The sequence below is a fragment of the Nocardia sp. No.11 genome (genome assembly GCF_038752175.1).
Classification (GTDB): Bacteria; Actinomycetota; Actinomycetes; order Mycobacteriales; family Mycobacteriaceae; genus Nocardia; species Nocardia canadensis.
Genome location: NZ_JBCGFB010000012.1, coordinates 48,296 through 71,122, shown reverse-complemented (window position 1 = coordinate 71,122; position 22,827 = coordinate 48,296). Strand labels below are relative to the sequence as shown.

At 68.3% G+C, this 22,827-nt stretch carries 22 protein-coding genes and 1 pseudogene; 13 read left to right on the top strand and 10 right to left on the bottom strand.

Annotation, left to right across the window (positions count from 1 at the left end; translation table 11 throughout):
• Nucleotides 1-307: pseudogene (locus tag V8688_RS06325) on the top strand (hypothetical protein); the annotation flags it as partial.
• Here V8688_RS06325 and V8688_RS06320 read toward each other — a convergent pair.
• The 4 genes from V8688_RS06320 to V8688_RS06305 all read right to left on the bottom strand — a co-directional run bounded on the left by V8688_RS06320 (nt 252) and on the right by V8688_RS06305 (nt 4,267).
• Nucleotides 252-1,262, bottom strand: a complete 1,011-nt coding sequence (locus V8688_RS06320; RefSeq protein WP_342800402.1) for a hypothetical protein — start codon at nt 1,260-1,262, stop codon at nt 252-254. The pseudogene V8688_RS06325 and the gene V8688_RS06320 overlap by 56 nt on opposite strands.
• A 2-nt stretch (nt 1,263-1,264) precedes the next feature.
• Nucleotides 1,265-1,426 carry a hypothetical protein gene (locus V8688_RS06315; RefSeq protein ID WP_342800401.1) on the bottom strand — a complete coding sequence of 54 codons (162 nt, stop codon included), beginning with the start codon at nt 1,424-1,426 and terminating at the stop codon, nt 1,265-1,267.
• A complete protein-coding gene (locus V8688_RS06310; RefSeq protein WP_342800400.1) occupies nt 1,427-2,347 on the bottom strand; it encodes a sigma 54 modulation/S30EA ribosomal C-terminal domain-containing protein in 921 nt (306 codons plus the stop codon).
• 534 nt (nt 2,348-2,881) lie between these two features.
• Nucleotides 2,882-4,267, bottom strand: coding sequence for an MBL fold metallo-hydrolase (locus V8688_RS06305; protein ID WP_218719044.1), 1,386 nt, complete (start codon nt 4,265-4,267; stop codon nt 2,882-2,884).
• A gap of 448 nt (nt 4,268-4,715) precedes the next feature.
• Here V8688_RS06305 and V8688_RS06300 point away from each other — a divergent pair, with 448 nt between their 5' ends.
• The 5 genes from V8688_RS06300 to V8688_RS06280 all read left to right on the top strand — a co-directional run bounded on the left by V8688_RS06300 (nt 4,716) and on the right by V8688_RS06280 (nt 8,804).
• A complete protein-coding gene (locus tag V8688_RS06300) occupies nt 4,716-6,902 on the top strand; it encodes an MMPL family transporter (RefSeq protein WP_342800399.1) in 2,187 nt (728 codons plus the stop codon).
• A gap of 86 nt (nt 6,903-6,988) precedes the next feature.
• Nucleotides 6,989-7,258 carry a metal-sensitive transcriptional regulator gene (locus V8688_RS06295; RefSeq protein ID WP_067487809.1) on the top strand — a complete coding sequence of 90 codons (270 nt, stop codon included), beginning with the start codon at nt 6,989-6,991 and terminating at the stop codon, nt 7,256-7,258.
• Nucleotides 7,259-7,269: 11 nt separating this feature from the next.
• Nucleotides 7,270-7,524: a DUF2892 domain-containing protein gene (locus tag V8688_RS06290; protein ID WP_308248522.1), complete on the top strand. Its 255-nt coding sequence runs from the start codon at nt 7,270-7,272 to the stop codon at nt 7,522-7,524.
• A 40-nt stretch (nt 7,525-7,564) separates the two neighbouring features.
• Nucleotides 7,565-7,978 (top strand): DUF302 domain-containing protein, encoded by a 414-nt coding sequence (locus V8688_RS06285; RefSeq protein WP_218719041.1) that lies wholly within the window; start codon nt 7,565-7,567, stop codon nt 7,976-7,978.
• Nucleotides 7,979-8,030: 52 nt separating this feature from the next.
• Nucleotides 8,031-8,804 carry a sulfite exporter TauE/SafE family protein gene (locus tag V8688_RS06280; RefSeq protein WP_218719040.1) on the top strand — a complete coding sequence of 258 codons (774 nt, stop codon included), beginning with the start codon at nt 8,031-8,033 and terminating at the stop codon, nt 8,802-8,804.
• A 348-nt stretch (nt 8,805-9,152) separates the two neighbouring features.
• Here V8688_RS06280 and V8688_RS06275 read toward each other — a convergent pair whose 3' ends face one another.
• Nucleotides 9,153-9,278 carry a hypothetical protein gene (locus tag V8688_RS06275; RefSeq protein WP_255587935.1) on the bottom strand — a complete coding sequence of 42 codons (126 nt, stop codon included), beginning with the start codon at nt 9,276-9,278 and terminating at the stop codon, nt 9,153-9,155.
• A gap of 132 nt (nt 9,279-9,410) precedes the next feature.
• Here V8688_RS06275 and V8688_RS06270 point away from each other — a divergent pair, with 132 nt between their 5' ends.
• From V8688_RS06270 to V8688_RS06245, 6 genes are all read left to right on the top strand, one after another.
• Nucleotides 9,411-9,863: a hypothetical protein gene (locus V8688_RS06270; protein ID WP_316574462.1), complete on the top strand. Its 453-nt coding sequence runs from the start codon at nt 9,411-9,413 to the stop codon at nt 9,861-9,863.
• Nucleotides 9,864-9,939: 76 nt separating this feature from the next.
• Nucleotides 9,940-10,932 carry a universal stress protein gene (locus tag V8688_RS06265; protein WP_342800398.1) on the top strand — a complete coding sequence of 331 codons (993 nt, stop codon included), beginning with the start codon at nt 9,940-9,942 and terminating at the stop codon, nt 10,930-10,932.
• Nucleotides 10,881-11,513: a response regulator transcription factor gene (locus V8688_RS06260; protein ID WP_218719037.1), complete on the top strand. Its 633-nt coding sequence runs from the start codon at nt 10,881-10,883 to the stop codon at nt 11,511-11,513. Before V8688_RS06265 ends, V8688_RS06260 begins: the two co-directional genes overlap by 52 nt.
• A 62-nt stretch (nt 11,514-11,575) precedes the next feature.
• Entirely contained in the window at nt 11,576-13,321 is a 1,746-nt protein-coding gene (locus V8688_RS06255; RefSeq protein WP_308248521.1) for a GAF domain-containing protein, read from the top strand.
• 415 nt (nt 13,322-13,736) lie between these two features.
• Nucleotides 13,737-14,207 carry an Rrf2 family transcriptional regulator gene (locus V8688_RS06250; RefSeq protein ID WP_218719034.1) on the top strand — a complete coding sequence of 157 codons (471 nt, stop codon included), beginning with the start codon at nt 13,737-13,739 and terminating at the stop codon, nt 14,205-14,207.
• A gap of 1 nt (nt 14,208) precedes the next feature.
• Nucleotides 14,209-15,432 (top strand): globin domain-containing protein, encoded by a 1,224-nt coding sequence (locus tag V8688_RS06245; RefSeq protein WP_342800397.1) that lies wholly within the window; start codon nt 14,209-14,211, stop codon nt 15,430-15,432.
• Nucleotides 15,433-15,490: 58 nt separating this feature from the next.
• On the opposite strand, the gene V8688_RS06240 is transcribed toward V8688_RS06245, so the two are convergent.
• The 5 genes from V8688_RS06240 to V8688_RS06220 all read right to left on the bottom strand — a co-directional run bounded on the left by V8688_RS06240 (nt 15,491) and on the right by V8688_RS06220 (nt 19,402).
• Nucleotides 15,491-16,261, bottom strand: coding sequence for a metalloregulator ArsR/SmtB family transcription factor (locus V8688_RS06240; protein WP_316574461.1), 771 nt, complete (start codon nt 16,259-16,261; stop codon nt 15,491-15,493).
• Between the two features lie 6 nt (nt 16,262-16,267).
• The gene (locus tag V8688_RS06235) at nt 16,268-16,708 is read right to left on the bottom strand and encodes an SRPBCC domain-containing protein (RefSeq protein ID WP_218719031.1); all 441 of its coding nucleotides are present in this window, start codon (nt 16,706-16,708) and stop codon (nt 16,268-16,270) included.
• A gap of 129 nt (nt 16,709-16,837) precedes the next feature.
• On the bottom strand, nt 16,838-17,566 hold the full coding sequence (locus tag V8688_RS06230) for a metallophosphoesterase (protein WP_342800396.1): 729 nt from the start codon (nt 17,564-17,566) through the stop codon (nt 16,838-16,840).
• A 724-nt stretch (nt 17,567-18,290) separates the two neighbouring features.
• Entirely contained in the window at nt 18,291-18,668 is a 378-nt protein-coding gene (locus tag V8688_RS06225) for a DUF4267 domain-containing protein (protein WP_218719023.1), read from the bottom strand.
• 92 nt (nt 18,669-18,760) lie between these two features.
• Nucleotides 18,761-19,402 carry a hemerythrin domain-containing protein gene (locus tag V8688_RS06220; RefSeq protein ID WP_218719022.1) on the bottom strand — a complete coding sequence of 214 codons (642 nt, stop codon included), beginning with the start codon at nt 19,400-19,402 and terminating at the stop codon, nt 18,761-18,763.
• Between the two features lie 114 nt (nt 19,403-19,516).
• On the opposite strand from V8688_RS06220, the gene V8688_RS06215 reads away from it, so the two are divergent.
• On the top strand, nt 19,517-22,780 hold the full coding sequence (locus V8688_RS06215) for a BTAD domain-containing putative transcriptional regulator (protein ID WP_342800395.1): 3,264 nt from the start codon (nt 19,517-19,519) through the stop codon (nt 22,778-22,780).
• Nucleotides 22,781-22,827: the final 47 nt, after the last annotated feature.

The window sequence follows — 22,827 nt, the reverse complement described above, 5'->3', positions numbered from 1 at the left end:
TCGGCCGATGCTCGACTTCCATGCCGGCTACGTGCGCCGGGCGGCGGACGCGCTCCCCAAACAGGGCACCTCCGGCCCGTGGACCGTGACGATGACCTACGCCTCCGACCTCGCACGCCTGCGCAACGGCCCGGTCGACGACCCGGCCTTGAAATTCAGCCGACAGAACGTGGATTCGGCCGTTACCACGCATCGGACTCCATCGGCGGTTCCCGAGATCATGGTCACGGACACTGTGGATAACCGTGAGCTCACGAGGACCGACCGCGCTCCCCGCCGCGACGCCCGGCCGCAGTCAGCGCGGTGAGCGCTGCGCAGCTCACCCATTCGTTCGGCAACCGGTGACTGGTAGGTCCCCAGCTGACCAGGGACGACCCACCGCCGGGGTGCGCGGAGCTGACGCGATAGAACTTGGCCTCCGCGGGAAAACCGCCGTCGGGCAAGCGCTTCGCCTCGACCGCGTCGAGAGCCTCGGCGCAGCGTGGGTCGTCGATCAACTCGGCCTCGGCCAGTACTGTCAACGCGAACAGGATGTCGTAGTGCCAATAGCACGGGAAGTGCAGCGCGAGAAAGGACCGATCGATGATCGAGCCGTCGGTGCGGCGGCGGAACAGTCGACGGCCGAGGAACAGCTCGGAGGCGCGCAGGACCGCCTCACGAGCCTCACAATCTCGAGTGGTGCGGGCATAGGCATTCAGTGCCCGCAGCGGGACGAGGCTCTCCCCGAAGGACGACACGCGACCGGTCGCTCGCCGATCGCAGTTCCAGCCGCCGTCGGGCCATTGAGCACGGAGCAGACGGGCGGCCAGGCGATCGACCCGCTCGTCGGCCAGCCCCAACCGCAGCAGTGCCCAGATCAGGTTGCCCTCGATCGACGCGTGCAACGTCGGCAGCTTCTGTCCCCGAACCCGGCCCATATGACGCCGCTCGTATTCCGACGACAACACCCAGTCCAAGGCTTGCTCGCGCAGCGGCACCAAGGCGTCGTCACCCGACGGGTACCCGAGCTCGGCCAAGGCGACCAGCACCCAATGCGCCCCCCGCCATTTGGCGCTGTAAGGGTGGAAGGGCAGGGTGCCGTCGGCGAGCCGTTCGGAGAGCAGACGCCCCACGCGCTCGCTGCCGGGTACCGCAGCCACCGCCGCGAGGACCGCGGGATCCCGAGACGGCAATCCGACCACACCGACGAGCGTCCGCCAGCGGATGGACGGCTCCCCGGAGCGGAGCAGTCGTGCGACGATCGGGTCCGGTTCGATCGGCATCCTCAGTGCCTCCGTACGGCCGGTTCCGCCGCCGCCCACTGAGCAGATCGGCGGCGAAACGGTGTCGACGACTGTGCCCGGTCGCCGGTGCCGTCCGGCGCGAGAAGCACCAGGCCGATCGGAAACAGCGCCGGAAATCCCACCACCACGTCGACGACGCGCATCTACACCGCCGCAGGGGTGAGGAGGCCGTAGTGCCCGTCGTAGCGGTGATACAGCACTCGGCCGCGACCCCGCTCCGGGTCACGGAAGAACACGAATGGCCATCCCGTCACCTCCAACCGGTCGACGGCGGCGTCGACACCGAGCTCGGGTGGGCGCGCGGAACTGATCGAGACGGCTTCTCTGCCCTCGATCACCTGGTCAGGCCGTGGGTCGAGCTGCGCCAGGCGAAGCCCCGTGGGACCCGACCGGTACAGGACGCTGTCGAGGCCGCTTCCGGATTCGGTGAACAGGTGGAAGTCGTAGTCCAGCAACGCCATATCGAACGCCGCCTCGTCACAGGTCTCCGCCGCGAGGGCGAACGACTTGCGGCGCAGAATCTCACGCTCCTCGATGGGGCGCGGAAAGTAGGGCAGGCGTTGCCGAGGGGCGGCCCCGTGATGCCAGCCCGTCGTGTCCGCGGGCAGGCGATCACCACCGCGCTGCGCTTCCCAGCGCCGCGACAAGCGCTCCAGCCGAACACGCAACCGATCCGCCAGCGCATCGATGGCTTCGCGGGTGGTCGCGGCCGTCACCTGCGCGCGCACCGCGACTCCGGCCATGTTCACATTCGCTTGCGCCATGATCGGCTCCACGACCGCCGGGTCCGCGTGACCCACGAGCCGAACCCGCACCGACAGCACCGGTTCCGACGCTGACCGCAATGCGCAGCCGATCTTCTCGCGCGCGTACTCCGTCGCCGCGGCGGACACGTGCCGCCCCAACGAGATCCGCACAGTCGCCTCCGGCGATTCCGTGCTCTGCAGCATGGCGTTCTCCTTCTGTCTCACCTGATCAGACTCGCCGACCCGGGCGCGCGCGGGCAGGGCCCCAATACCGGCCGACTCAGCGCATTGGGCACAGATTCGGAGGTCGTTCGTCACTCCCCCGACCGACAGCAGGCAGTGCCGCTGCCGGTCCTCGCTCGCTCCGCGTGGCGACTCGCGTTCTTCTCCGCCTGGTGGCTCGTCGTCGATTCGGACCTGGCACCGGCTCCGACACCATCGGTGCGACATCATCGCGCCGGTCCGGCCGAGCGATGTCAGGCGCGCCTCGAGTAGATGAAGAGCCGTGCGGCCCGGCAGACACGGACTTCCGGCACTTCTCGCCGCTCCCCCCGACATTCCAGACTGTGACACCGGCCGAGTCCCACCAGGAGGTACCCATGTCGCTCGCCCGTGGCGAAGACCCCGCTCCCCTGCCGCTCGACGACGGCGCCGAATCAGCGACGACGGTGCGCTGGCCGGAACCGAGTCCGCTCCAGGGATGGTGGAACGAGGTGATGAGCTCGGCCGGAGGAGGTCCGAAGCGGCCGTCCGAATGGGCATGACGGAACCCGCGGTGTTTCTCGAGGCCGCTCGCCACCTCGGCGTTCTCCCGCCGCCGGTCCGAACCATCGGCCGACGGCGATGCCGATGTCAGGCCGTCGCCGCTGCCCGGTGGTCGATCCACGCGTTGTAGCCGCCGACCAGGTCGCTGACCTGTTCGACGCCCAGCGAACGGAGCAGCGACGCGGCAACGCTCGAGCGCCAGCCACCCGCGCAGTGCACCACGATCGGCACACCCGTGGGCAGCTCCCCGATCCTGGACCGCAACTGCGCCAACGGGATCGAGGTCGCTTCGGGAATGTAGCCGAACTCCCGCTCGCCGGGGTTGCGGACATCGACGAGGGCGACCCGGTCGGCGTCGAGTAGCTGTCGCAGCTGCTCGACGGTTGTCCTCGGTGCGGCTTGCACGAGATCCGTCAGTTCAGCCGGGAAGACTCCGCCGTGGTCGACTGTGAAGTACCCGACCGCCTCGTCGGACCCGATGCGCGCCAGTCGCAGCGCCGCGTTCTGTTCTTCGCCGGGATAGGCGATCAGCACGATCCGGTCGCCGATCTCGGCCACCATGCCGCCGGTTTCGGCGAAGCGGCCGTCGAAACCGACGTTCACCGATCCGCGCAGGTGCCCGGCAGCGAAGTCCTCCGGGGTACGGGCATCGAGAACGATCGTGCCGGAAGCCAATTCGTCGCGAACCTGTCGCGCGGTGAAGGACGGAACGGCGCGGCTCGGATCCAGCACGGCACGGTTGCCCTTGTTGAGGGCGGCGTCGACATGGAAGTACTCCGGGACGGCCGGCTGACCGTGGGTGATCAAAGCGACGAAGGATTCCTCACTCATCGGCTGCACCGACGGATTGGTTCTACGCTGCTCCCCGATCGTCGAGGTCAGCTCCGCGGAGAGGTTCTTTCCGCACGAGGAACCCGCGCCGTGTGCGGGCATGACGATCACCGAATCCGGCAGCGTCAGCAGTGTTTCGTGGATGGTGCGGTACATCGCCCTGGCGAGGTCGGCGGTGGAGCCGTCACCGAGGTTGACCAGGTCGGGTCGGCCCACGTCCCCGATGAAGAGCGAGTCACCGGTCAGCACCGCCGTCGGCCGGGCCGTCGGGTTTTCACGTACCAGCAGGCTGATCGATTCCCAGGTGTGCCCGGGAGTGGACAACACCTCCAACTCGACCTCGCCCAGCGAGACGCGTTCGCCGTGCGCGAGCCGGCGAATCGGGTAGGCGGTCTCGGCCGCGGCACCGAATCCGATCCACGCACCGGTCGCGTCGAGCAGCTCGAGGTGCCCGGAGACGAAGTCCGCGTGGAAATGCGTGTTGATCACGCCTTCGATCGTCAGCCCGAATCGCCGCGCGTCGTCGAGATACTCGGTGACGTCGCGCCGCGGGTCGACGACGACGGCCCGTCCGGAGCTCTCGTCGCCGATCAGGTACGAGGCATGGGACAGGCATTCGAGGTAGTACTGCTCGAGAATCATCACGCTTCCTCCATTCCGCGACGACACGTTCTCGCTGCCGCTGTGGACAGATTGCCACATACCCCCTAGGGTATGCAAGTACCCCCCGGGGTATCTTGGTGTCAGATCTCTACATCTCCGAGGAGGAGCTCATGTGCTACCCGGTCACCTGTTCGACCTGCAAGAAGACCACATGGGGCGGCTGCGGATCGCATGTCGCCAGCGTGATGAATTCGGTGCCCGCATCGCGCCGGTGCACCTGCGAGACACACGCCGACCGCGCCGGTAACCGCGGAATCTTCGGCCGCATCCTGGGCCGCTGACCACCCGAGCCGGGCGCGCGATGAGCCACCGGGTCGAATGACAACCGGCGGCACCGCTCGCCCTGCCGCCCTCACTGTCGATTCCCCACTCCCCAGGGGCGGATCCCGCCCGAAAATATACCCCCTCCCGTATAAGGAGCCTCGCATTGAGCAGCAACACCACATCCGCCGGTGAACTGTCGCCGACGACATCGAAACCCGAGCACGGATCCGCCCCGCCGGGGATCCCCGGCGGGGCGCTGGCCCGCTGGGGTGCGCGGATGGCCACGCACACGAAGTGGGTCTTCGGTGTGTGGTTGATCGCGCTGGTCGCTCTCGGCGCCGCGGCGCCGGGCGTGTTCAACTCCCTGGCGGGCGCCGGCTGGCAGGCCAACGGCTCGGAGTCGGTGCGCGTCCGCGAGCTGGCACAGCAGCACTTCGGCGGGAATTCCTCCGCCGCGGTGCAGGTGGTCGTGCACTCGGATTCCGTGCCGGTTTCGGATCCGTCGATGCAGCAGGTCCTCGCCGAGGCGATCGCCCTGCTCCAGGGCGACGACCGCTTCGGCGACGTCATCGCCCCCCAGCCCGGGATGACGATCAGCCCGGACGGTCATACCGGCGTCTTGATCGCCGGCTCCGCCGCGAGCACGGACGAGATGGTCAAGGCGGTCGACGACCTCGGGCACAAGCTGACCGCGCTGTCGACGGCGGACATCGAGGTCTATCCCACCGGCGCTTCCGCACTGTGGAGCGAGTTCAACAAGGCCAACCACGACGCCATGATCAAGGCGGAGATGCTCTCCTGGCCCGTGACACTGGCGATCATGGTGCTCGCGTTCGGCTCACTGGTCGCCGCGGGCCTGCCACTGCTGCTGACCCTCGCAGGCCTGGTGGCCTCCGCTGGCGGCCTGGTGCTGCTCAACTCGGCCACCCCGATCTCGGTGTGGGCGATGAATTTCGCCATGATGTTCGCCCTGGCGCTCGGCATCGACTACGCCCTCTTCATCGTCGCGAGGTTCCGCGATGCGCTGCGAAAGGCCGCGGATACCCCTGCCGCCGTCGCCGAGACGATGGACACCGCAGGCAAGGCGGTCGTCCTGTCCGGCTTGACCGTGCTGGTGAGCCTGTCCGCCGTGTTGCTCGTCCCCGCACCCGCGGTGCGGACCATGGCCGTGGGCATCATGCTCGCCGTCGCATTCGTGCTCGCCGCGACGCTGACCCTGCTCCCGGCGGCACTGGGCGCACTCGGCCCGAAGATCAACGCTGGATCGCTGCCGTACGCCACCCGCCAGCAGCACCGGTCACCCCGGTTCGAGTCCTGGGGAAATCTGCTGCACAGGCACCCCTGGCCCTTCGCCATCGGCTCCCTCCTGGTGCTGACGGCGTTGGCGCTGCCGGTACTCGGCCTGAAGGTGGCCATGCCCTCGATACAGGTCGTGCCCGCCGACGCTTCGGTGCGCCAGGGATACGAACTGATTCAGGCTCAGATGGGCGAGGGCGCGCCCGGTATGTACCAGATCATCGCCCCCGCGGCCGATGCCGAGGCTACCGCCGCCACCGCCAGGACGACCGAGGGCATCGCCATGGTCACACCGCCGATGCCGAGCGCGGACGGCTCCGATCATGTGATGCTCCAGGCGATCCCGGCCGTCGACCCGTCGGATGCGGAGATGGGCGCGATCCTCGATCGCTTGCGCGCCGATCTGCCGTCGCAGGCGCTGGTCGGCGGCGCCCCGGCGGAGAACCTCGACCTCCAGCAAGCCCTCGACGACTACCTGCCGGTGATCATCGGCGTCATCCTCGTGCTCGGCTTCGCACTGCTGCTGGTCGCGCTCCAGGCTCCGCTCATCGCCATCCTCGGGACCGTGGTGAGCCTGCTCTCGACCGCGGCGGCGTTCGGCGTGGCCAAGCTGATCTTCCAGGACGGCCACGGCGCGAGCCTGCTCGGGTTCACCCCGCAAGGCTTTCTGGACGGCTGGGGGCCGGTGTTCTTCTTCGCGATGATCTTCGCCATCGCGATGGACTACACGGTATTCCTGCTCGCGACCGCCAAGGAGCACTATGAGGAATCCGGTGATCCGCACGTCGCGCATGTCATGGGTCTGGCTCATTCGGGCCGCATCATCGCGGCCGCCGCCGCGGTGATGGTCGCGGTGTTCTTCACCTTCGCGCTCGCGGAGCCGCTGCCGCCCAAGGAGATGGGAATCATCCTCGGCGTCGCCGTGCTGCTGGACGCGGTGTTCATCCGCCTGATCCTGCTGCCGGTGCTGCTGCGCTTGACCGGCCACGCCGCCTGGTGGTCACCGGCCTGGCTGCGGCGCGCCTTACCGAAGGTCAGCTTCTCGCACGGCTGACGCGAACGGGGTATGTGTGGTGCGGGTTACCCCACCACACATACCCCCTAGGGTATACTTGAGGTCCGTCCCAGAAAGGATTCGCCATGGTCGGAAATGACGAGAGTATCGCGCTGGTACTCAACCGCCTGCGCCGCGCGCACGGGCAGCTCGCCGGGGTGATCTCGATGATCGAGAACGGGCGCGACTGCAAAGACGTGGTCACTCAGCTCGCAGCTGTCTCCCGCGCATTGGACAAGGCGGGGTTCAAGATCGTGGCCAGCGGACTACGCGAATGCCTGGCCGGTGACGCCGCGGACGGCAAGGAACCCATGAGTGAAGCAGAGCTGGAAAAGCTCTTCCTCGCCCTCGCCTGACGACAAGGAAGGTGAACCCGGTGGGAAACCTACCCCGACATCAGGGCTGGACTGTCGAACGAGTTGTGCCACTCATGGCCGGAGCGATCGTGCTGGTGAGTGTGGCCTCGGCCCTCGTCTTCACGCCCTGGTGGCTGCTGCTCACGACCTTCGTCGGCGTCAATCTCGTCTTCTACGCCGCCGTCGGCTGGTGCCCCGCCAGTCTGATCATGGAGAAGGTCGGACTCGAACGCGCCGGCTGCCGAGTCCGACCTACCGGCCACTAGCCCAGTGCAGAACCCGGACCAACCAGAACGGAGACCATCGATGAACCTCGCGCTGTCCACCACGTTGACGACATCGTTCGCCGAAGCGGTCACCCGCACCCGAGCGGCGTTGCAGGAACAAGGGTTCGGTGTACTCACCGAGATCGACATGCAGGCCACCTTGAAGGCCAAACTCGACGCGGACATGGAGCGCTATCTGATCCTCGGCGCCTGTAACCCGCCACTCGCGCACCGCGCAGTGGAGGCGAACCGGCAGATCGGACTGCTGCTGCCCTGCAATGTGGTCGTCCGGGAGGACGCGGCCGTGCCGGGCACCGTTGTGGTCGAGGCGATGAATCCGCAGCTGCTCGTCCAGGTCACCGACCAACCCGCCCTCGCGCCGATCGCCGACGAGGCGGGCCGCCGCCTGCAGGCCGCGATCGACGCACTGACCACCGGCGATCGAGCGCAGTAGCGCGAGCGTCCGACGAGGACATCACGACACCCGCGTCCAGAAGGAGACATCGTTGACGATCCTCGTCTCCGTGCTGCTGGGTGCTGTCATCGGCATCCTGCTCGGCCTCCTCGGCGGCGGCGGGTCGATTCTCGCCGTGCCAGGGCTCGTCTACGGACTGGGGATTCCGCTCGGCCAGGCGGTGCCGATGTCGCTGCTCGTCGTCGGCGTTTCCGCACTGGTCGGCGCCATCCCCAAGATCCGGTCGGGTCTCGTGCAGTGGCGAGTCGCGGGCGTGTTCGCCGTGACCGGACTTCCTGCCGCGTTCGCGGGAAGCGCCGTGAACCGCTACCTTCCCCCTTCGCTGACCCTCGCCGGATTCGCCGTGGTCATGATCGCCGCTGGAACCCGGATGCTCGCGAGTGACGACAGCATCGGTACCGCGTGCCGGGTCGACGGATCGACCATCAATTGGCGCCGCTGCGCCTCCCGTGCCGTGCCCGTCGGACTCGGCGTCGGCTTTCTGACCGGACTGTTCGGGGTCGGCGGCGGCTTCCTCATCGTCCCTGCCCTCGTCCTCCTGCTCGGCATCGAGATGTCGGTCGCGATCGGCACATCCCTGGTGATCGTCACCGCCAATTCGGCCTCCGGGCTGCTCGCCTACCTCGGTGATCTCAGCCTCGACTGGCGCGTCGCCGCGGCGTTCACCGCGACCGCCATCGGCGGATCGCTCGTCGCGGGCCGGTATGGACAGCGGGTCGACGTCGCACGGCTCCAGCGGTGGTTCGCCTTCCTGATCTTCACCGTGGCGGCCTTCGTCATCATCGAAGTGCTCTTCCTCCGTTAGCGGCCGCACCGAACCGGTCGTCGGGCCGTCAGCGGTTCGCGATGTCGGGTGCGGCGAGGTTGGCCCGCCGTTCGTCCGACCCGCCCGATCGCCGGGCGGGTTCGGCAGAGGCGCGCTCGCTGGGTCGCTCCGGCCGACGTGACCGAGGGCATTTGGTCCTCACCAGACAGGCGTAATGGCCGTCCCGGAGAAGGGCCCGTCCCGAGCACACTGGCCGCTATGACCTATGGACCAGCCCCCGCGGTCCCCAGCCGGTGGACTATCCGGGCAGGGATTCAGCTGGCGTGCCGCGTCCCGTCGATCCACAACACCCAGCCGTGGCGATGGGACTTCGACAGTTCGCGACTGTCACTGCGCCGCGACCCCGACAGGTCCGGCTATTTCGATCGAGTGCGCCGCTTCCGGGTTGCCGACCTGCGCGCTGACCCAGATCACCGAACTCGTCGCGGGTCGACGACTGCTCAGCAGCCTCATCGGCCATCCCCGGTCCCCAGGTCGCCCTGCGCATCGGTCCGGCACCTGACGACCGGCGACCACCACCCACACCCCGTCGACCTCTCTCCGACGTGCTCGGTGGGAGTAAGTAGCTCACCAGGAGGCACAATCATGTCCACCTTCGAACAACGCAAGACTCGACGCGCGCTACGCGCGGGCCTCGTCGGCACTGCCGGATTCGTGGCGCTGTGGGCCTTCGTGGGCGCCCTCGGTCTCGTCGGCGGTGGCGTCGACCTCGGCGACGAGATCACCGCCCGCCTCCCGTTCAGCAGTCAGATCCTCGCCGGACTGCTCCTGGCCACGATCGTCGGAGTGCCGATGGCGGCTACCGCGGCCCTCGGGGTGCGCGCCGACCCCAGGACGGCGATCGTCGGGTCGTACAGCGGCCTTCTGCTGGTCGGCTGGGTCACGCTGCAGCCGTTCATCATCGGCCGGTTCAACTGGCTGCAGCCAGTATTCGGGCTGCTCGGCGTCGCCGTGTGCCTGCTCGCCTACCGGCTGCGTCGGCCGAGCGCGCGCGCCGGTTTCTCCCGGCCCCTCCCGTACGGATCGTCGCCGGCATGACGGGCCACAGGCGTCGCTGCTCGAACTGGGGTGCCCTGGCTCATCCAGACGGTGCCGCCGATACCGAGGTGTCCCGGTGAAGACATCGCGGCGGGACAGGCCGGTCATGGCCGGCGTCGACAACTCCCAGCTCGCCCTGGCAGCAGTTCGATGGGCTGCCGAGGAAGCGAGTCTGCAGCACGTGCCGCTACACCTGGTGCACGCCATCGGGACAGGATGGGACCTGGGCTCTCGGCTGGGCGAAGTGGGCCTGCACCACCAGTCATACCTGGACGAGGGCATCGCCGCGCTGGCCGCCGCCGAGCGCGAGGCACGGCGAGTCGCCGGAGCGAACACCATCGAAATCTCGACCGAGCTCGCGTGGCCTGCCCCCGTGCGGGCACTCAGCAAGAGGTCGCGCTCGGCGCGGCTGCTCGTGCTCGGGACTCGCGGAATGGATGCCTTCGACCGGGCGGTTCTCGGCTCGGCCAGCGCCGCGCTCGTCCGGCGCTCGATGTGTCCGGTGGTCGTCGTTCCCGCCGCCCCGGCTCCCGAGCGCTCCCGTTCCATCCTGGTCGGCATCGATGGGTCCGCGGCCAGTGCGCACGCGGTGGAGGTCGCGTTCGCACAGGCCACGGCGCGCGGCGTCGACGTGGTCGCCTTGCTGGCGTGGACCCGAACCGGCGACGACCCGGCAGCGCTGGACGAGGCTCAGCAGGCGCAAGCCACGTTGTCGGCGTGTCTCGCCGGATACGCCCAGGAGTTTCCGCACGTCAGGGTGCGGCGGATCCTCGCCGAGGGCGATCCCGCCCAGCGGCTCCTCGACGCGGCCGAAGACGCGCAGTTGATCGTCGTCGGCAGCCGGGGCCGCGGCGGGATCGCCGGGTTCACCCTCGGATCGGTGAGCCGTACGGTACTCGACAATGCGCCGGTACCCGTTATCGTTGCGCGCCCACGATCGGGCGATCACCATCGATCGCACGGCGCGCGACCGCACCGTAGGCTGCAACTGTCACAGGAAACGAAAGGTCCGCACCCATGGTCAAGGTCTTTTTGGTCGACGATCACGAAATCGTTCGACACGGCGTAGCCGATCTCATCGACCTGGAGCCCGACCTCGAGGTCATCGGCGAGGCCGGCACCTGCTCGCAGGCGCTGGCTCGCATCCCCGCGCTGTGTCCGGACGTCGCCGTGCTCGATGTCCTGCTCCCGGACGGCAACGGCATCGAGCTCTGCCGTGAACTGCTCTCGGCGAACCCCGCGCTGCGGTGCCTGATCCTCACCTCGTTCACCGATGAACAAGCCATGCTCAACGCCATTCTCGCCGGCGCCAGCGGCTATGTCATCAAAGACATCAAGAGCCTCGAGCTGATCACCGCCATCCGGGACGTCAGTGCTGGTAAGTCCCTGCTGGACAATCGCGCCGCGGCCGCTCTCATGACCAAGCTGCGCACCGAGGCGGCGGGGAAGACAGGCCCCTTGGCCACCCTCACCGAGCAGGAACGCACCCTGCTCGCCCTGCTCGGCGAGGGCTTGACCAATCGGCAGATCGCCGCGCGCATGTACCTGGCGGAGAAGACCGTCAAGAACTACGTCTCCCGACTGCTGACCAAGCTCGGGGTCGAACGCCGCACTCAAGCAGCTGTCATGGCATCGAAACTCGACGAGTAGGGACGATATGTCGCCTGCGCCGGGCACACGCGACAATGGCTCGCCGTGAAACAATGTCGCCCGTGAGCGAATACGGTCTGGACTCTACGAACGGCCCGCAGGTAGGGGTCACCGAGACGCTGTCGCAATTGCGGCTGCGGGAGTTGCTCGGCCAGGTCCAGGACCGTATCGCGCAGATCATCGACGTGCGCGACAACATGGACCGGCTGATCGAGGCGATGCTCGTCGTCACGGCGGGACTCGATCTCGACGACACGCTGCGCTCGATCGTGCACACCGCCATCGAACTGGTCGACGCCCAGTACGGCGCCCTCGGTGTCCGCGAGACCGACAAGACCAGCAACCAACTCGCGGAGTTCGTCTACGAAGGTATCGACGACCGGACCAGAGTCCTCATCGGTGACCTGCCCCGCGGTCACGGTGTGCTGGGACTCCTCATCCAGGAGCCGACGCCGATCCGGTTGACCAGGTTGTCCGATCATCCTTCCTCCGTCGGCTTTCCCCCACACCACCCGCCGATGAACACATTCCTCGGTGTGCCCGTCAAGGTCCGGGACGAGATCTTCGGGAATCTCTACCTCACCGAGAAGGCCGGCGGTCAGGAATTCACCGACGACGACGAGGTGGTCGTGCAGGCACTGGCCGCCGCGGCGGGCATCGCCATCGCCAATGCCCGCCTGTACGAGGAATCCCGCGTCCGCCAGCAATGGCTCGAAGCGACCAGGGACGTCACGACCGAACTACTCGCCGGCGGCGAGCCGAAGGAAGTCCTCGACCTGGTCACCCAGCGGGCCCTCACCCTCACACAATCCGCGTGCACATTCGTCGCGCTGCCCGAGGATCCCGACGTGCCACCCGAGGAAGTGTCCGAATTGGTGGTGATCGCCGCGGCGGGGGTCGACGCCGAAGCGATCATCGACCAGCGTCTCGCCGTCGACGATTCCCAGTCCGGTGCCGCGTACCGCTCCGATGAGATTGTCGTCTCCGACAAACTCCCCTACAACTTGTTCTCCCCGGCCAGGACCCGCTTCGGGCCCGCCGTGGTGGTCCCGTTGCGGGTGGGTTCCTCGGTGATCGGCGTCCTCACGACCATCCGCCCCGCCGACTCCCCGGCCCTGGACGAGACCACCACGGCCATGCTCGCCGCCTTCGCCGATCAAGCCGCCCTGGTCCTCCAGCTGTCCGATACCCAGCGACGTATGCGCGAACTCGACGTGGTGTCCGACCGCGACCGGATCGCACGAGGCCTGCACGATCACGTCATCCAGCGGCTGTTCGCCGTCGGACTGTCCCTGCAGGGCACGATGCAGCGAGCGCGGACTCCGGAGGTCAAGTCGCGGCTGATGGAGACCATCGACGATGTGCAATCCATCGTCCAGGACATCCGACACTCGATCTTCGACCTGCAGAGCAACAACACCGCCGATTCCTCGAAGTACCGCAAGCATCTGCACGGCATCATCGTCGACACCACCGCCGACACCGGGCTGCGTACCACCGTCCGGCTCGCCGGGCCCGTCACCGTGTTGGCCCCGCCGCTGTCCGACGATGTCGAAGCGGTCCTGCGCGAAGCGGTGAGCAACGTGGTCCGCCACGCCCAGGCCAGTCTGGTCGCGGTCGAACTCCGCGTTGGCGACGAGGTATCGATCGAAGTCGCCGACGACGGTGTCGGCGTTCCCGACGACATCTCGCGCCGCAGTGGATTGGCAAATCTCGCCGTCCGGGCCGAGCGGGCGGGCGGGTCCTTTCACCTCGACAACCGCCCCGAAGGTGGAACCGTCCTGCGCTGGACAGTTCCGCTTCCCTGATCACCCGGCCCAAGGGCCGGTTGGTCCTCATTCCGAGGCCGGAGGTCTCTACCCCGGGTGCGCCGCGAGGCGGACGCTTCATGCATCACCAAGACGCGTGTGCGCCGCCGGTACCGGGAGAAAAACCATGACCACACCGACCATCGACGATTCGCGCACCCCAACCACGGTGCCGACCCGCATCTTCCCGAACCTGAGCGGGATGCCACCGCGCGACCTGTCCAGGTCGCGGCCGACGGAGCGCGCGACCGCCTCGTCCGGGTGGTCCGCCGGACCCTGATTCCCGGCTCGGCCCACCTAGCCTCAGCAAGCCGTGGTGGGGCAGGCCGAGCCCACGCCGAACCCTCCGTACGTCTTCCGGTTACCCGGCTCACAAAATTGGTATCTCGAATACGAATTATTGTAGGTTCGGGCCATGCAGCTCACCCGCTTCACCGACCTCGGACTTCGCGTCGTCATGCGGCTCGCGGTGACCTCGGACGATCGGCCGGGCAGCCGCGAGGTCGCCGACGAACTGGCGGTGTCCTACGCCCACGTGGCGAAAGTGATCACCCGGTTGGCCGAACTCGGAATCGTGGACGCCCGGCGCGGACGGCGCGGCGGTCTCGCCATCACCGAGCTCGGCCGCACCGCTTCGGTCGGCTGGCTGGTGCGGCGGCTCGAAGGCGAGAGCGAAGTCGTCGAATGCGACGGAGCCACCCCGTGCCCGCTGCGGGCGAACTGTCTCCTGCGGTCGGCCCTGCGCACCGCACAAGAGTCCTTCTTCGCCTCCCTCGACGCCCTCACGATCGAGGACCTCACCCGAACCCCCACCCGCACAGTTCTTCTCGCCCTCCCCCGCGTGGGCGACACCCACTTAGACACCGCCACAACGAACGGAGAATGACATGCTCTCGGCCCCCGCGAAAGAGATCATCCGCGCCACCCTGCCCGCAGTCGGCGCCGCCATCGGCGATATCACCGCCCTGTTCTACCGCAGGATGTTCGCCGCGCACCCCGAACTCGAACGCGACCTGTTCAACCGCGGCAACCAGCGGCAGGGCGACCAGCAGAAGGCGCTCGCCGGCGCCATCGCCGCCTTCGCCGCGCTGCAACTCGAACCGGATCAGGACCGGGTGGACCTCATCCTCTCGCGGATCGCGAACAAGCACGCCTCCTTGGGAATCCGGCCCGAGCAGTACCGGATCGTGCACAAGCATCTCTTCGATGCCATCGCCGAGGTACTCGGTGACGCCGTCACCGCCGAGGTCGCGACGGCCTGGGACGAGCTGTACTGGCTGATGGCCGACACGCTCATCGCGATGGAAGCCGGACTGTACCGGGCAGCGGGCGTCGCCGACGGTCACGTCTGGCGGCAGACGCGGGTGCGCGAGCGCCGCCAGGAGTCGGCCGACGCCGTCTCCTTCGTGCTCACCTCGCTCGACGGCGCGCCGCTGCCGTCCTTCGCACCGGGCCAATACCTGTCGGTGGGTGTCCGCCTCGAAGACGGCGCCCGCCAGATCCGTCAGTACAGCCTGTCCTCGGCGCCCTCCGCCGGAGACTGGCGCATCACCGTCAAGCGTGTCGACCCGCACACGCTGCCCGACGGGTCGATCGCCCCCGCCGGCGAGGTCTCGAACTTCCTGTACCGCAACGTCTTCGAGGGTGACATCCTCGACGTGACCACCCCCTTCGGAGATCTGGTACTCGCGGACGACGACGCGCCGCTGCTGCTGATCTCCGCGGGCATCGGCTGCACCCCGATGATGGGCATGCTCGGTCACCTCGCCGACACCGCCGACCCCCGCCCCGTCTCGGTGGTCCACGCCGACCGCGCGCCCAGCAGCCACGCCCACCGCGCCGAGCTGGCCGAACTCGTCGACCGGCTGCCCCTCGCGGTCATGCACCGCTGGTATGAAGATCTCGGCGCCCGCCGACCCGAAGACGGGCTCCGGGAGGGCCGCGCCGACCTCGGCGAGATCGCCATCGCCGACGGCACCCGCGCCTACCTGTGCGGACCGCTGCCCTTCATGCTCAGCGTGCGCGAGGCGCTCCTGGACAAGGGCGTGGCGGCTGAGAACATCCACTACGAGGTCTTCGGACCGGATCGCTGGGCGCCGGCCCCCGCGTAGATGTCGCACATCGACGAGGTGGGGACACCGAGGTGGCGCGACACCGACGCCAGGCGCCTCAGCGAACCGTTTCGGTCAGCTCGCCTGTTTCCAGCAGGGTCTTGAGGTCGGCAAGGACACGCGGCCAGCCCTGGCCGATGCTCTCCAGCACCGCGCTGCCCGGCAGGAATCCGTCGTGGACCACGGTGAGTTTCACGAGGCCGCCCGCGTCCTCGAGGTCGAAGGCCACCCTGGAGCGCGGTTCGGATGTCCCGCCGTGGCAGGTCGTGGTGCGATGCCAGGTGTAGACAAGGCGGCGGTACGGATCGGCTTCCAGGACAACCTGTTCGGGGTCGTCGGCGACGGTGCCGTCGCCAGCCGTCACGACGATGGTCGAGCCGGGCCGCCAGTCCGACTCGAAGGTATAGCCGGCCCAGTACCTGCGGGTGAAGGCCGGTTCGGTGAGGGCCTGCCAGAGCAGTTCCGGGGTGGTGCGGATGTAGGTGGTGTAGACGAATTCGTGGGTGCCGGTCGCGTCCATGTGGGTCCGTTCCAAGGCATGTTTCAGATCCGAGAGGGCCTCGACGCGGGCCCGGTCGTACTGATTGATCCAGCGTTGCGCGATCTCGTTGATCGGCGCCAGGTTGAGGTAGTGAACCTTCTCGCGGCCCCGCCGGACGGGGGTGACCAGGTTCGCCCGCTCCAGGATCGCGAGGTGCTTGCTCACCGACTGCCGGGCCATGTCCAGGCCGGCGCACAGTTCACGCAGCGTCTGCCCGTTGTGAGCGTTGAGGTCGTCCAAGAGCCGGCGGCGGGTCGGATCGGCCAGCGCCCGGAAGACGTCGTCCACCGTCGGTCAGTTCCAGCTGCTGGCGGGGGGCATCGCCGCGACGGGCTGCCAGCCGCCGTTCTCCAGCCCGTTCTTCAGACTGAACAGGAACTGCCCCCAGCGAGTGGAACAGTGGTGCATGAACTCCACCGGCTCACGCCAGTTCGCATGGGTGAACTTCACGACCGTCTCCTCCGCCACCGGTCCGGGATAGATGTCGAAGGTGATCGTAGTGCCGACCCACTCGCCCGGCCCATCCATACATTCCCACTTCACGCGCCGCCCTGGGACGAGCTCGACCACCCGCACAGCGAGGATCGGCTCGTCGCCGTCGCCGAACTCGAGCGCGTGCTCGGGGTCGCCGCTGGCGGACATCCACCACTTCGACACTCCGCTTGGCGTGCTGACGGTGTCGTAGACCTTCTGCTGTGGGGCGAAAACCCCCACACGGTGCCGGATATCGGCCATGGCGAGCCTCCTCTGCAATAGGCAGCCAATCAGCTGCCCATACAATTTAGGCAGCCAATCGGATGCATGTCAACGGCATCGCTGGCCTGCAGGGTATCCCCCACCCTCTTCGACTCGGAATCCCGTCGGTCAGCTCAGGCGGCGGTCGAACACCTGGCTACTCACACCCGCGGTCGGCTCCACGGTGATCACGCGAAGATTCACGGCGTCGACACTCAGGTCCATGACCATGAATCCCAGCTCGTGCTGGGTTTCGAAGAGGGCCGGGTGCGCCGACTCCGACTGGGTGGCGGAGAGCCCGGTCGCGGTCTTGCTCGCCGCGCCCGAGATGATCTGTCGGGTGCCTTTGGTCGAGGCGGTCGGTTCGAGGACCTGGAGGGTGTGGTCGTGACCGGAGAGCAGGAAGGAGACCTTGCCCAGCACATGGTCTTCGAGGAACCGTTTGACGTGTACACCGTTGATCGGTTCGATCGCCAGCCCTTCGTAGCGGCCCGCGTCCCCGTATGGTCCGTTGCTGAGATACGGCTGGTGGGTGCAGGCGATCTTCCACCGCGCGGTCGACTCGGCCAGCGCGCGGTCGAGCCAGGCGCGCTGCTCGTTCATGTAGGGACCGTCCACCGACCAGTACGGTTCCAGCAATGGTGGCAGGTAGGCCGCGAGCGGGTTGACATCGAGGATGAACAAATCCAGCACGGGGTTCTGTTCGGGCACGCACACCGAGTAGTAGCGGCTCGGCATCCACCAGCGTGCGGATTTGGCGTGATACTCGACTTCGTGGTTGCCGCGGGTCAGCCAGCCGCCGTCGCCGGGGAACACCCCGGAGGGGTCGTGGTTGCCGAGCACCATGGCCCACGGCATGTCCAGGCCCGCATTGGGATCCTCGAATTTTGTGATGAAACCAGCGTGCCGTCCGGGCGGCAGCACATCGCGGTTTCGTCGTATTCAACATCGACTACCGGCTGGACGCACCGCGCAATCCGCGGCAGTACCACGATGTCGAGGCAGCCATAGAATTCGCGCGTAGCCACGCTGCCGACTACGCACTGGACCCCGAGCGTTTCGGAACCTCGGCCGGCGCCCACCTGCTCATGCAGGCGGTGACAGCCGATAAGGCGCCATTGGCTGCGGTGGTCGGATGGTCAGGGCCCTATGACCTCACCGGTCGAGCGGGAACGCCGGACGCGATGCTGGCGTCAGTGGCGGCGCTGGTGTTCCGGCCACTCCCAGTTGCGCCGAGCAAGCGGCGGCGGCATCACCGGCGCTACACACGGCATCATCGAACCCGCCGATGATGCTCTTCAACTCGAGTCACGAGCTGATTCCGCTCACCCAGATGACGAGCTTCGCCGATCGCCTCCGCGCCGACGGCGTCACCGTGCACACCCAGACCATCCCTGGACGCGGCCACGCGGTGGCCTACGCCGACACCGCGATCGGCCCGACACTGGACTTTCTCTCGGAACGTCTCCAATTCCTAGAGACCCGAGACCGCCCCAGCGAATACCCGCGGATCACGGCGGCGACAGAAACCCGCTGTTCTGCCGCACATACCGCGTGGTCCTCAATGGTCGAGTGGGCGGGTTCAGGCAGTCAGCAGCAGTGCGGCGGTCGTCAGCATCACGGCCGCGGTGGTGGCGTGGACGCCGTAAGCGGCGGACTTCGGGCCTCTACTGAGCAGCACGATCATCGCGTCCCCGACCGGAATGAGCGCGAGGACGAGAATAAGCCCGCCGAGCAGCGTGGTGGTACCGGCGGCGAGGACGACGAGAATGGCCACCCCGCAGGCCATGTCACGGACACCCTTGACGCGCAGCCAGGCGCGGAAGGCGGTGTCTTGGATCGGCGAGTTCGGAATGCCGAAGCCGGCCGCACCCTGTGGCGCCCAGAAGAAGCTGGTGCCCATGACGAAGACGGCGAGGGCGATGACAGCGGCCAAAGAGTTGCCGACGATCGAAAGCATGATGAATTCCTCTGCACGATAGATAATTCCGAAATTGGAAAACGAAGACAGGAAGGGACGGCCGCGCCACCCGTCCTCGCGGAGGACAGCGATCAGGCCGCGCGGACACGGCGGATGTGACGGGCGTAGCGGGGACGGCCGATGACGTGCCAGATGGCGCGGACCGGTGCGGGGAGGCCCCCGAGCAACGTGGCGCGTTCGGTTCGGTCGGCGTCCTCCAGAACCAGTCCGAGGAGCGTGAGCAAGGTGAGCTTGGGTGTGTGGGCCACCATGTGCTCGCCCAGGGCAGCCCACTCCCGCCCCGTGATGTGCACGGCCGCGAGCGGCAACAGCGCCGCCTCTTCATCGTCGAGATGTTCGACCAGGACCGCCCGGTGGTCGACGAGCAGCGCTACGAGGGTGTCGCGTTCATCGGCGCCGGCCGTGGCCTCCCACGCCGGGACCGCAGCGTCCAGTTTGGTCAGACCGATGTCGACGCGCTCGTGCTGGGCGCGCATGCGCAGGATGACTTCCGCTCCCGGGTCGACCCGGGACAGCAGTGGCGGCCACAGCAGTTCGTCCTCGCCCTCGTGGTGGTTCTTCAATCCGAGTCGGTAGTCGCGGAAATGAGCGGCGATGAGCGCGGCCCGCGCGGTGTCACCCGGAGTTACCGCTGCGACGAGGTCGATCAGCATTCGGGATTCGCGACGGAATGCGCGGTGCACGATTTTCATATCCTGGGTGTCGATGCTCATTGTTCGTGTCCTCCAAGTGTTTCGAATGCCTCGAGCCTGCGCTCGGGCGTTTGGAACGGACTGGGAACCGACTTGGAACGCTCGGACCTCGGCGTGCGTATGATGTGACGCGTCATGGTCTTTGTGCGGGTGCTGGGTTCGTTTGCTGCCGAGAGCGGCGGCGAGTCCATTCCACTCGGCGGGCCTCGGCAGCGCGGCGTACTGGCGCTGCTGATAGCCGCTCGCGGGCAGGTGGTACCTGTCGATCGATTGATCGAGGACCTGTGGCGCGGTGAACCGCCGTCGCGCGCCCTGGCGTCATTGCAGGCGTACGTGTCCAACCTGCGTCGTCTGCTCGAACCCGGCCGCCCGCCGCGAGCGCCGGCCCGCGTGCTGGTGAGCGCGGCGCCCGGCTACGCCTTGCGGCTGCCGCGAGAAGCGGTGGACGCCTGGCGTTTCGAGGAACTGCTCGACGAGGCCCGCACGCTGCCCGATCCACGGGCAGCCCGGATCCGGCTGACCGAGGCGCTGGCGCTGTGGCAGGGGTCCGCCTTCGCCGAGGTCGCCGACGAGCAGTGGGTCACCGCCGAGATCGCGCGACTCGAGGAGCTACGCCTGGTCGCCCGCGAGCTGCATATCGCGGCAGGCCTGCGCCTCGGCGACCCGACGGCGGTCGTGCCGGACACGGAGACATTCACCCGCGACCATCCGCTGCGCGAGGAAGGCTGGCGCCTGCACGCGCTCGCGCTGTGGAGCAGCGGCCGACAGGCCGACTCCCTCGGCGCGCTCCGCCGTGCCCGTGCCCACTTCGCCGAAGAACTGGGCCTGGATCCCGGACCGGATCTGGTGGAGCTGGAAGAGGCGATCCTCACCCAGCGCACGGACTTCCTCCGCACGGCCGTCGCGCCTGCGACGGACGAGCCCCGCGCCGCGGTGATCGTGCCGCCTCCCGTCGAAAAGCCTTGCACGGTACCGTTCGTCGGCAGGGAGAGCGAGCTGGCGGCGCTGATGGATACCGCCCGGGACACCGGTCACGCGGGCGTGCGTGTCGCGCTCGTCACCGGCGAGGCCGGGCTCGGCAAATCGAAGCTGCTCGAATGCCTCGGCGTGCGGCTGGCACGGGAGGGCTGGCTGGTGGCCGCCGGGCGCTGTCCCGACCTCGACAGTGCGCCGCCCGCCTGGGCGTGGGTCGAGGTGCTGCGGACTGTCGCCGGAAGCGTTCCGCCGGGCGAGTTCGCCGACGACCTGGCGCCGTTGTTGTCGGAGTCGGTGACCGTCACCGGGGACGCGGCAGCCGGCCGTTTCCGGTTGCGGCAAGCCGTGTGGGCATGGCTGTCGGCGATCGCGGCGTACCGCCCCGTCGCCGTCATGCTGGACGACCTGCACTGTGCGGACGCCGCCACCCTGGAACTGCTCGCCGGTGTCGACACACGGCACCCCCTCCTGATCGTCGCGGCATACCGTGCGGACGAAAGCGAGCGCCTGGCCGCGACACTCGCGGCCCTCGCCCGCACCGCGCCCCTGCGGCTGGAGCTGCCCGGTCTCGATCGCGACGCCGTCACCGACCTGGTCCGCTCCGAATGCGAAGCAGACGACGCGACCGTGGCCGGTATCGCCCAGCGGACCGGCGGCAACCCGTTCTATGTGCGGGAGACCGCGCGGCTGCTGAACTGTGAGGGCGTGCTGACCGCACTTTCCGAGGTTCCGGAGGGTGTCCGCGACGTACTGCGGCGCCGGTTCGCCCGGCTGCCCGAGAGCAGTGTGTCCGTCCTGCGGCTGGCGGCGGTGGCGGGCCGGGAAAGCTCGGTGGATGTGCTCGTGCGGGCCGCCGATACCGACGAGGACGGCGTGCTGGACGCGCTCGATGCCGGCGTCATCGCCGGATTGCTCGACGAGCCCGGGCCCGGGCGGGTCCGATTCGTGCACGCACTGGTCCGGGACACGCTCCTGACCGATGTCAGCCGGCTGCGGGTCACCCGAATGCACGCCCGCATCGCCGTAGCGCTGGAGGACTCCGGTGATTTCGCCGCGCTGGCCCACCACTACGCACGAGCGGGATCGCCGAAGGCCGCAGGTTATTGCGCGCGGGCCGCCGAGCTCGCCGAGGCCCGATACGCTCACGATGTGGCGGCCGCACTCCTCGGCGACGCCGTCGCCAACTCCAGCGATCCGGACGAGCGGGTCGATCTGCTCGGCAGGCTGCTGCGCGCGCAGGTCAGAGCCGGAGCCTTCGACGCGGCCCGACGTACTCGTGAACAGGCCGTGGAGTACGCCGAGTCGCTCGGCCGCGAGGACCTGATGATCGCCGCGTTCACCGCCTGGACCGAACCCACCCCCTGGCAGGCCCGCGCCTACGGCACCGTCGACAAGCCCATCGTCGACCGTCTCCGCCATCTGCTCGAACGGCACGATCTCGACTCCGGCACCCGGTCCCACCTCCTCATCGCCTACGCCCACGAGTTGGTGGGCGAGAACGATCCGACGGTTATGGCGGCGGCGCGGGAAGCCCTCGACCTCGCCCCCTCTCCGCGCCTGCGGGCCGCGGCGCTGCTGCTCGTCGCCCGCGAGTCCGGGCGGGAAGAGTATTCGCGTGAGCTGGTGGAGATCAGCGTCGAGCACGACCTGCCCGTCTACCGGGTGACCGGTTTGCTCGAGCAGGCCGCGAACGCGGCCGCCGCCAACGACCCCGCGACCATGCGGCGCGTGACCGAGGAGGCGCTCGACCTCGCCCGCACATACCGGATGCCGGAAGCGATCGGCGCGGCCGAGATCGCGCTGGCGACACTGGTGCTCATCGAAGGCCGCTTCGCCGATGCCGCGCGGCTCTACCACGAGGCCACCGAACGCATGGAACGCGCCGGATCGGTGCATGCCGCGGGTTTCCTGCGGCTCCCGCAGGCGGCGATCTGGATCAACGACGGCACACTGGGCGACCACGTGGACGACGTGCGCGCGCTGCACGCGGCGCTCGGCCCGATAGCCGCCGACCTGCTGACCCTCGCCCTCCACGCCGCGGGACGCGGCGATGAAGCGGATCGGGTCCGCACCGAACCCGCCCCGATCCGGCGCGACTTCTTCTTCACCTTCCTGACCAGCCTGCGTGCGCTGGCGGCCGTCGCCACGAACGACCGCGACGTCGCCGCACAGAGCTACGCGGACCTGCTTCCGCATCGCGAAGGTCCCCCGGCGGGCGCGGAGAGCGTCTCCCTTGCCCTGCGCCCGGTCGCCCACACGCTCGGCGAACTCGCTCTGTACCTGGGCCGCGCCGAGGAGGCCGCAGCGCATTTCGCCCGGGCCGCCGCCATCGCCGACAGGTGGAACGCCTCCGGCTGGGCCGCGGAAGCAACTGCTCGCGCCGATCGCGTTCCAAGTCCGCTCCAAGTTCCTTCCAAAACCTGAGGCGCAGTGTCGAGCCCATCAGAACCGAACTGATGGAGGCACGAAAC

What these genes read in the sequence shown, in the direction of transcription:
- V8688_RS06320 (WP_342800402.1), bottom strand. Translation starts at nt 1,262, where the DNA reads ATGCCGATCGAACCGGACCCGATCGTCGCACGACTGCTCCGCTCCGGG.
- V8688_RS06315 (WP_342800401.1), bottom strand. Translation starts at nt 1,426, where the DNA reads ATGCGCGTCGTCGACGTGGTGGTGGGATTTCCGGCGCTGTTTCCGATC.
- V8688_RS06305 (WP_218719044.1), bottom strand. Translation starts at nt 4,267, where the DNA reads ATGATTCTCGAGCAGTACTACCTCGAATGCCTGTCCCATGCCTCGTAC.
- V8688_RS06295 (WP_067487809.1), top strand. Translation starts at nt 6,989, where the DNA reads ATGGTCGGAAATGACGAGAGTATCGCGCTGGTACTCAACCGCCTGCGC.
- V8688_RS06285 (WP_218719041.1), top strand. Translation starts at nt 7,565, where the DNA reads ATGAACCTCGCGCTGTCCACCACGTTGACGACATCGTTCGCCGAAGCG.
- V8688_RS06275 (WP_255587935.1), bottom strand. Translation starts at nt 9,278, where the DNA reads ATGAGGCTGCTGAGCAGTCGTCGACCCGCGACGAGTTCGGTGATCTGG.
- V8688_RS06270 (WP_316574462.1), top strand. Translation starts at nt 9,411, where the DNA reads ATGTCCACCTTCGAACAACGCAAGACTCGACGCGCGCTACGCGCGGGC.
- V8688_RS06260 (WP_218719037.1), top strand. Translation starts at nt 10,881, where the DNA reads ATGGTCAAGGTCTTTTTGGTCGACGATCACGAAATCGTTCGACACGGC.
- V8688_RS06250 (WP_218719034.1), top strand. Translation starts at nt 13,737, where the DNA reads ATGCAGCTCACCCGCTTCACCGACCTCGGACTTCGCGTCGTCATGCGG.
- V8688_RS06245 (WP_342800397.1), top strand. Translation starts at nt 14,209, where the DNA reads ATGCTCTCGGCCCCCGCGAAAGAGATCATCCGCGCCACCCTGCCCGCA.
- V8688_RS06235 (WP_218719031.1), bottom strand. Translation starts at nt 16,708, where the DNA reads ATGGCCGATATCCGGCACCGTGTGGGGGTTTTCGCCCCACAGCAGAAG.
- V8688_RS06230 (WP_342800396.1), bottom strand. Translation starts at nt 17,566, where the DNA reads ATGCCGTGGGCCATGGTGCTCGGCAACCACGACCCCTCCGGGGTGTTC.
- V8688_RS06225 (WP_218719023.1), bottom strand. Translation starts at nt 18,668, where the DNA reads ATGCTTTCGATCGTCGGCAACTCTTTGGCCGCTGTCATCGCCCTCGCC.
- V8688_RS06220 (WP_218719022.1), bottom strand. Translation starts at nt 19,402, where the DNA reads ATGAGCATCGACACCCAGGATATGAAAATCGTGCACCGCGCATTCCGT.
- V8688_RS06215 (WP_342800395.1), top strand. Translation starts at nt 19,517, where the DNA reads ATGGTCTTTGTGCGGGTGCTGGGTTCGTTTGCTGCCGAGAGCGGCGGC.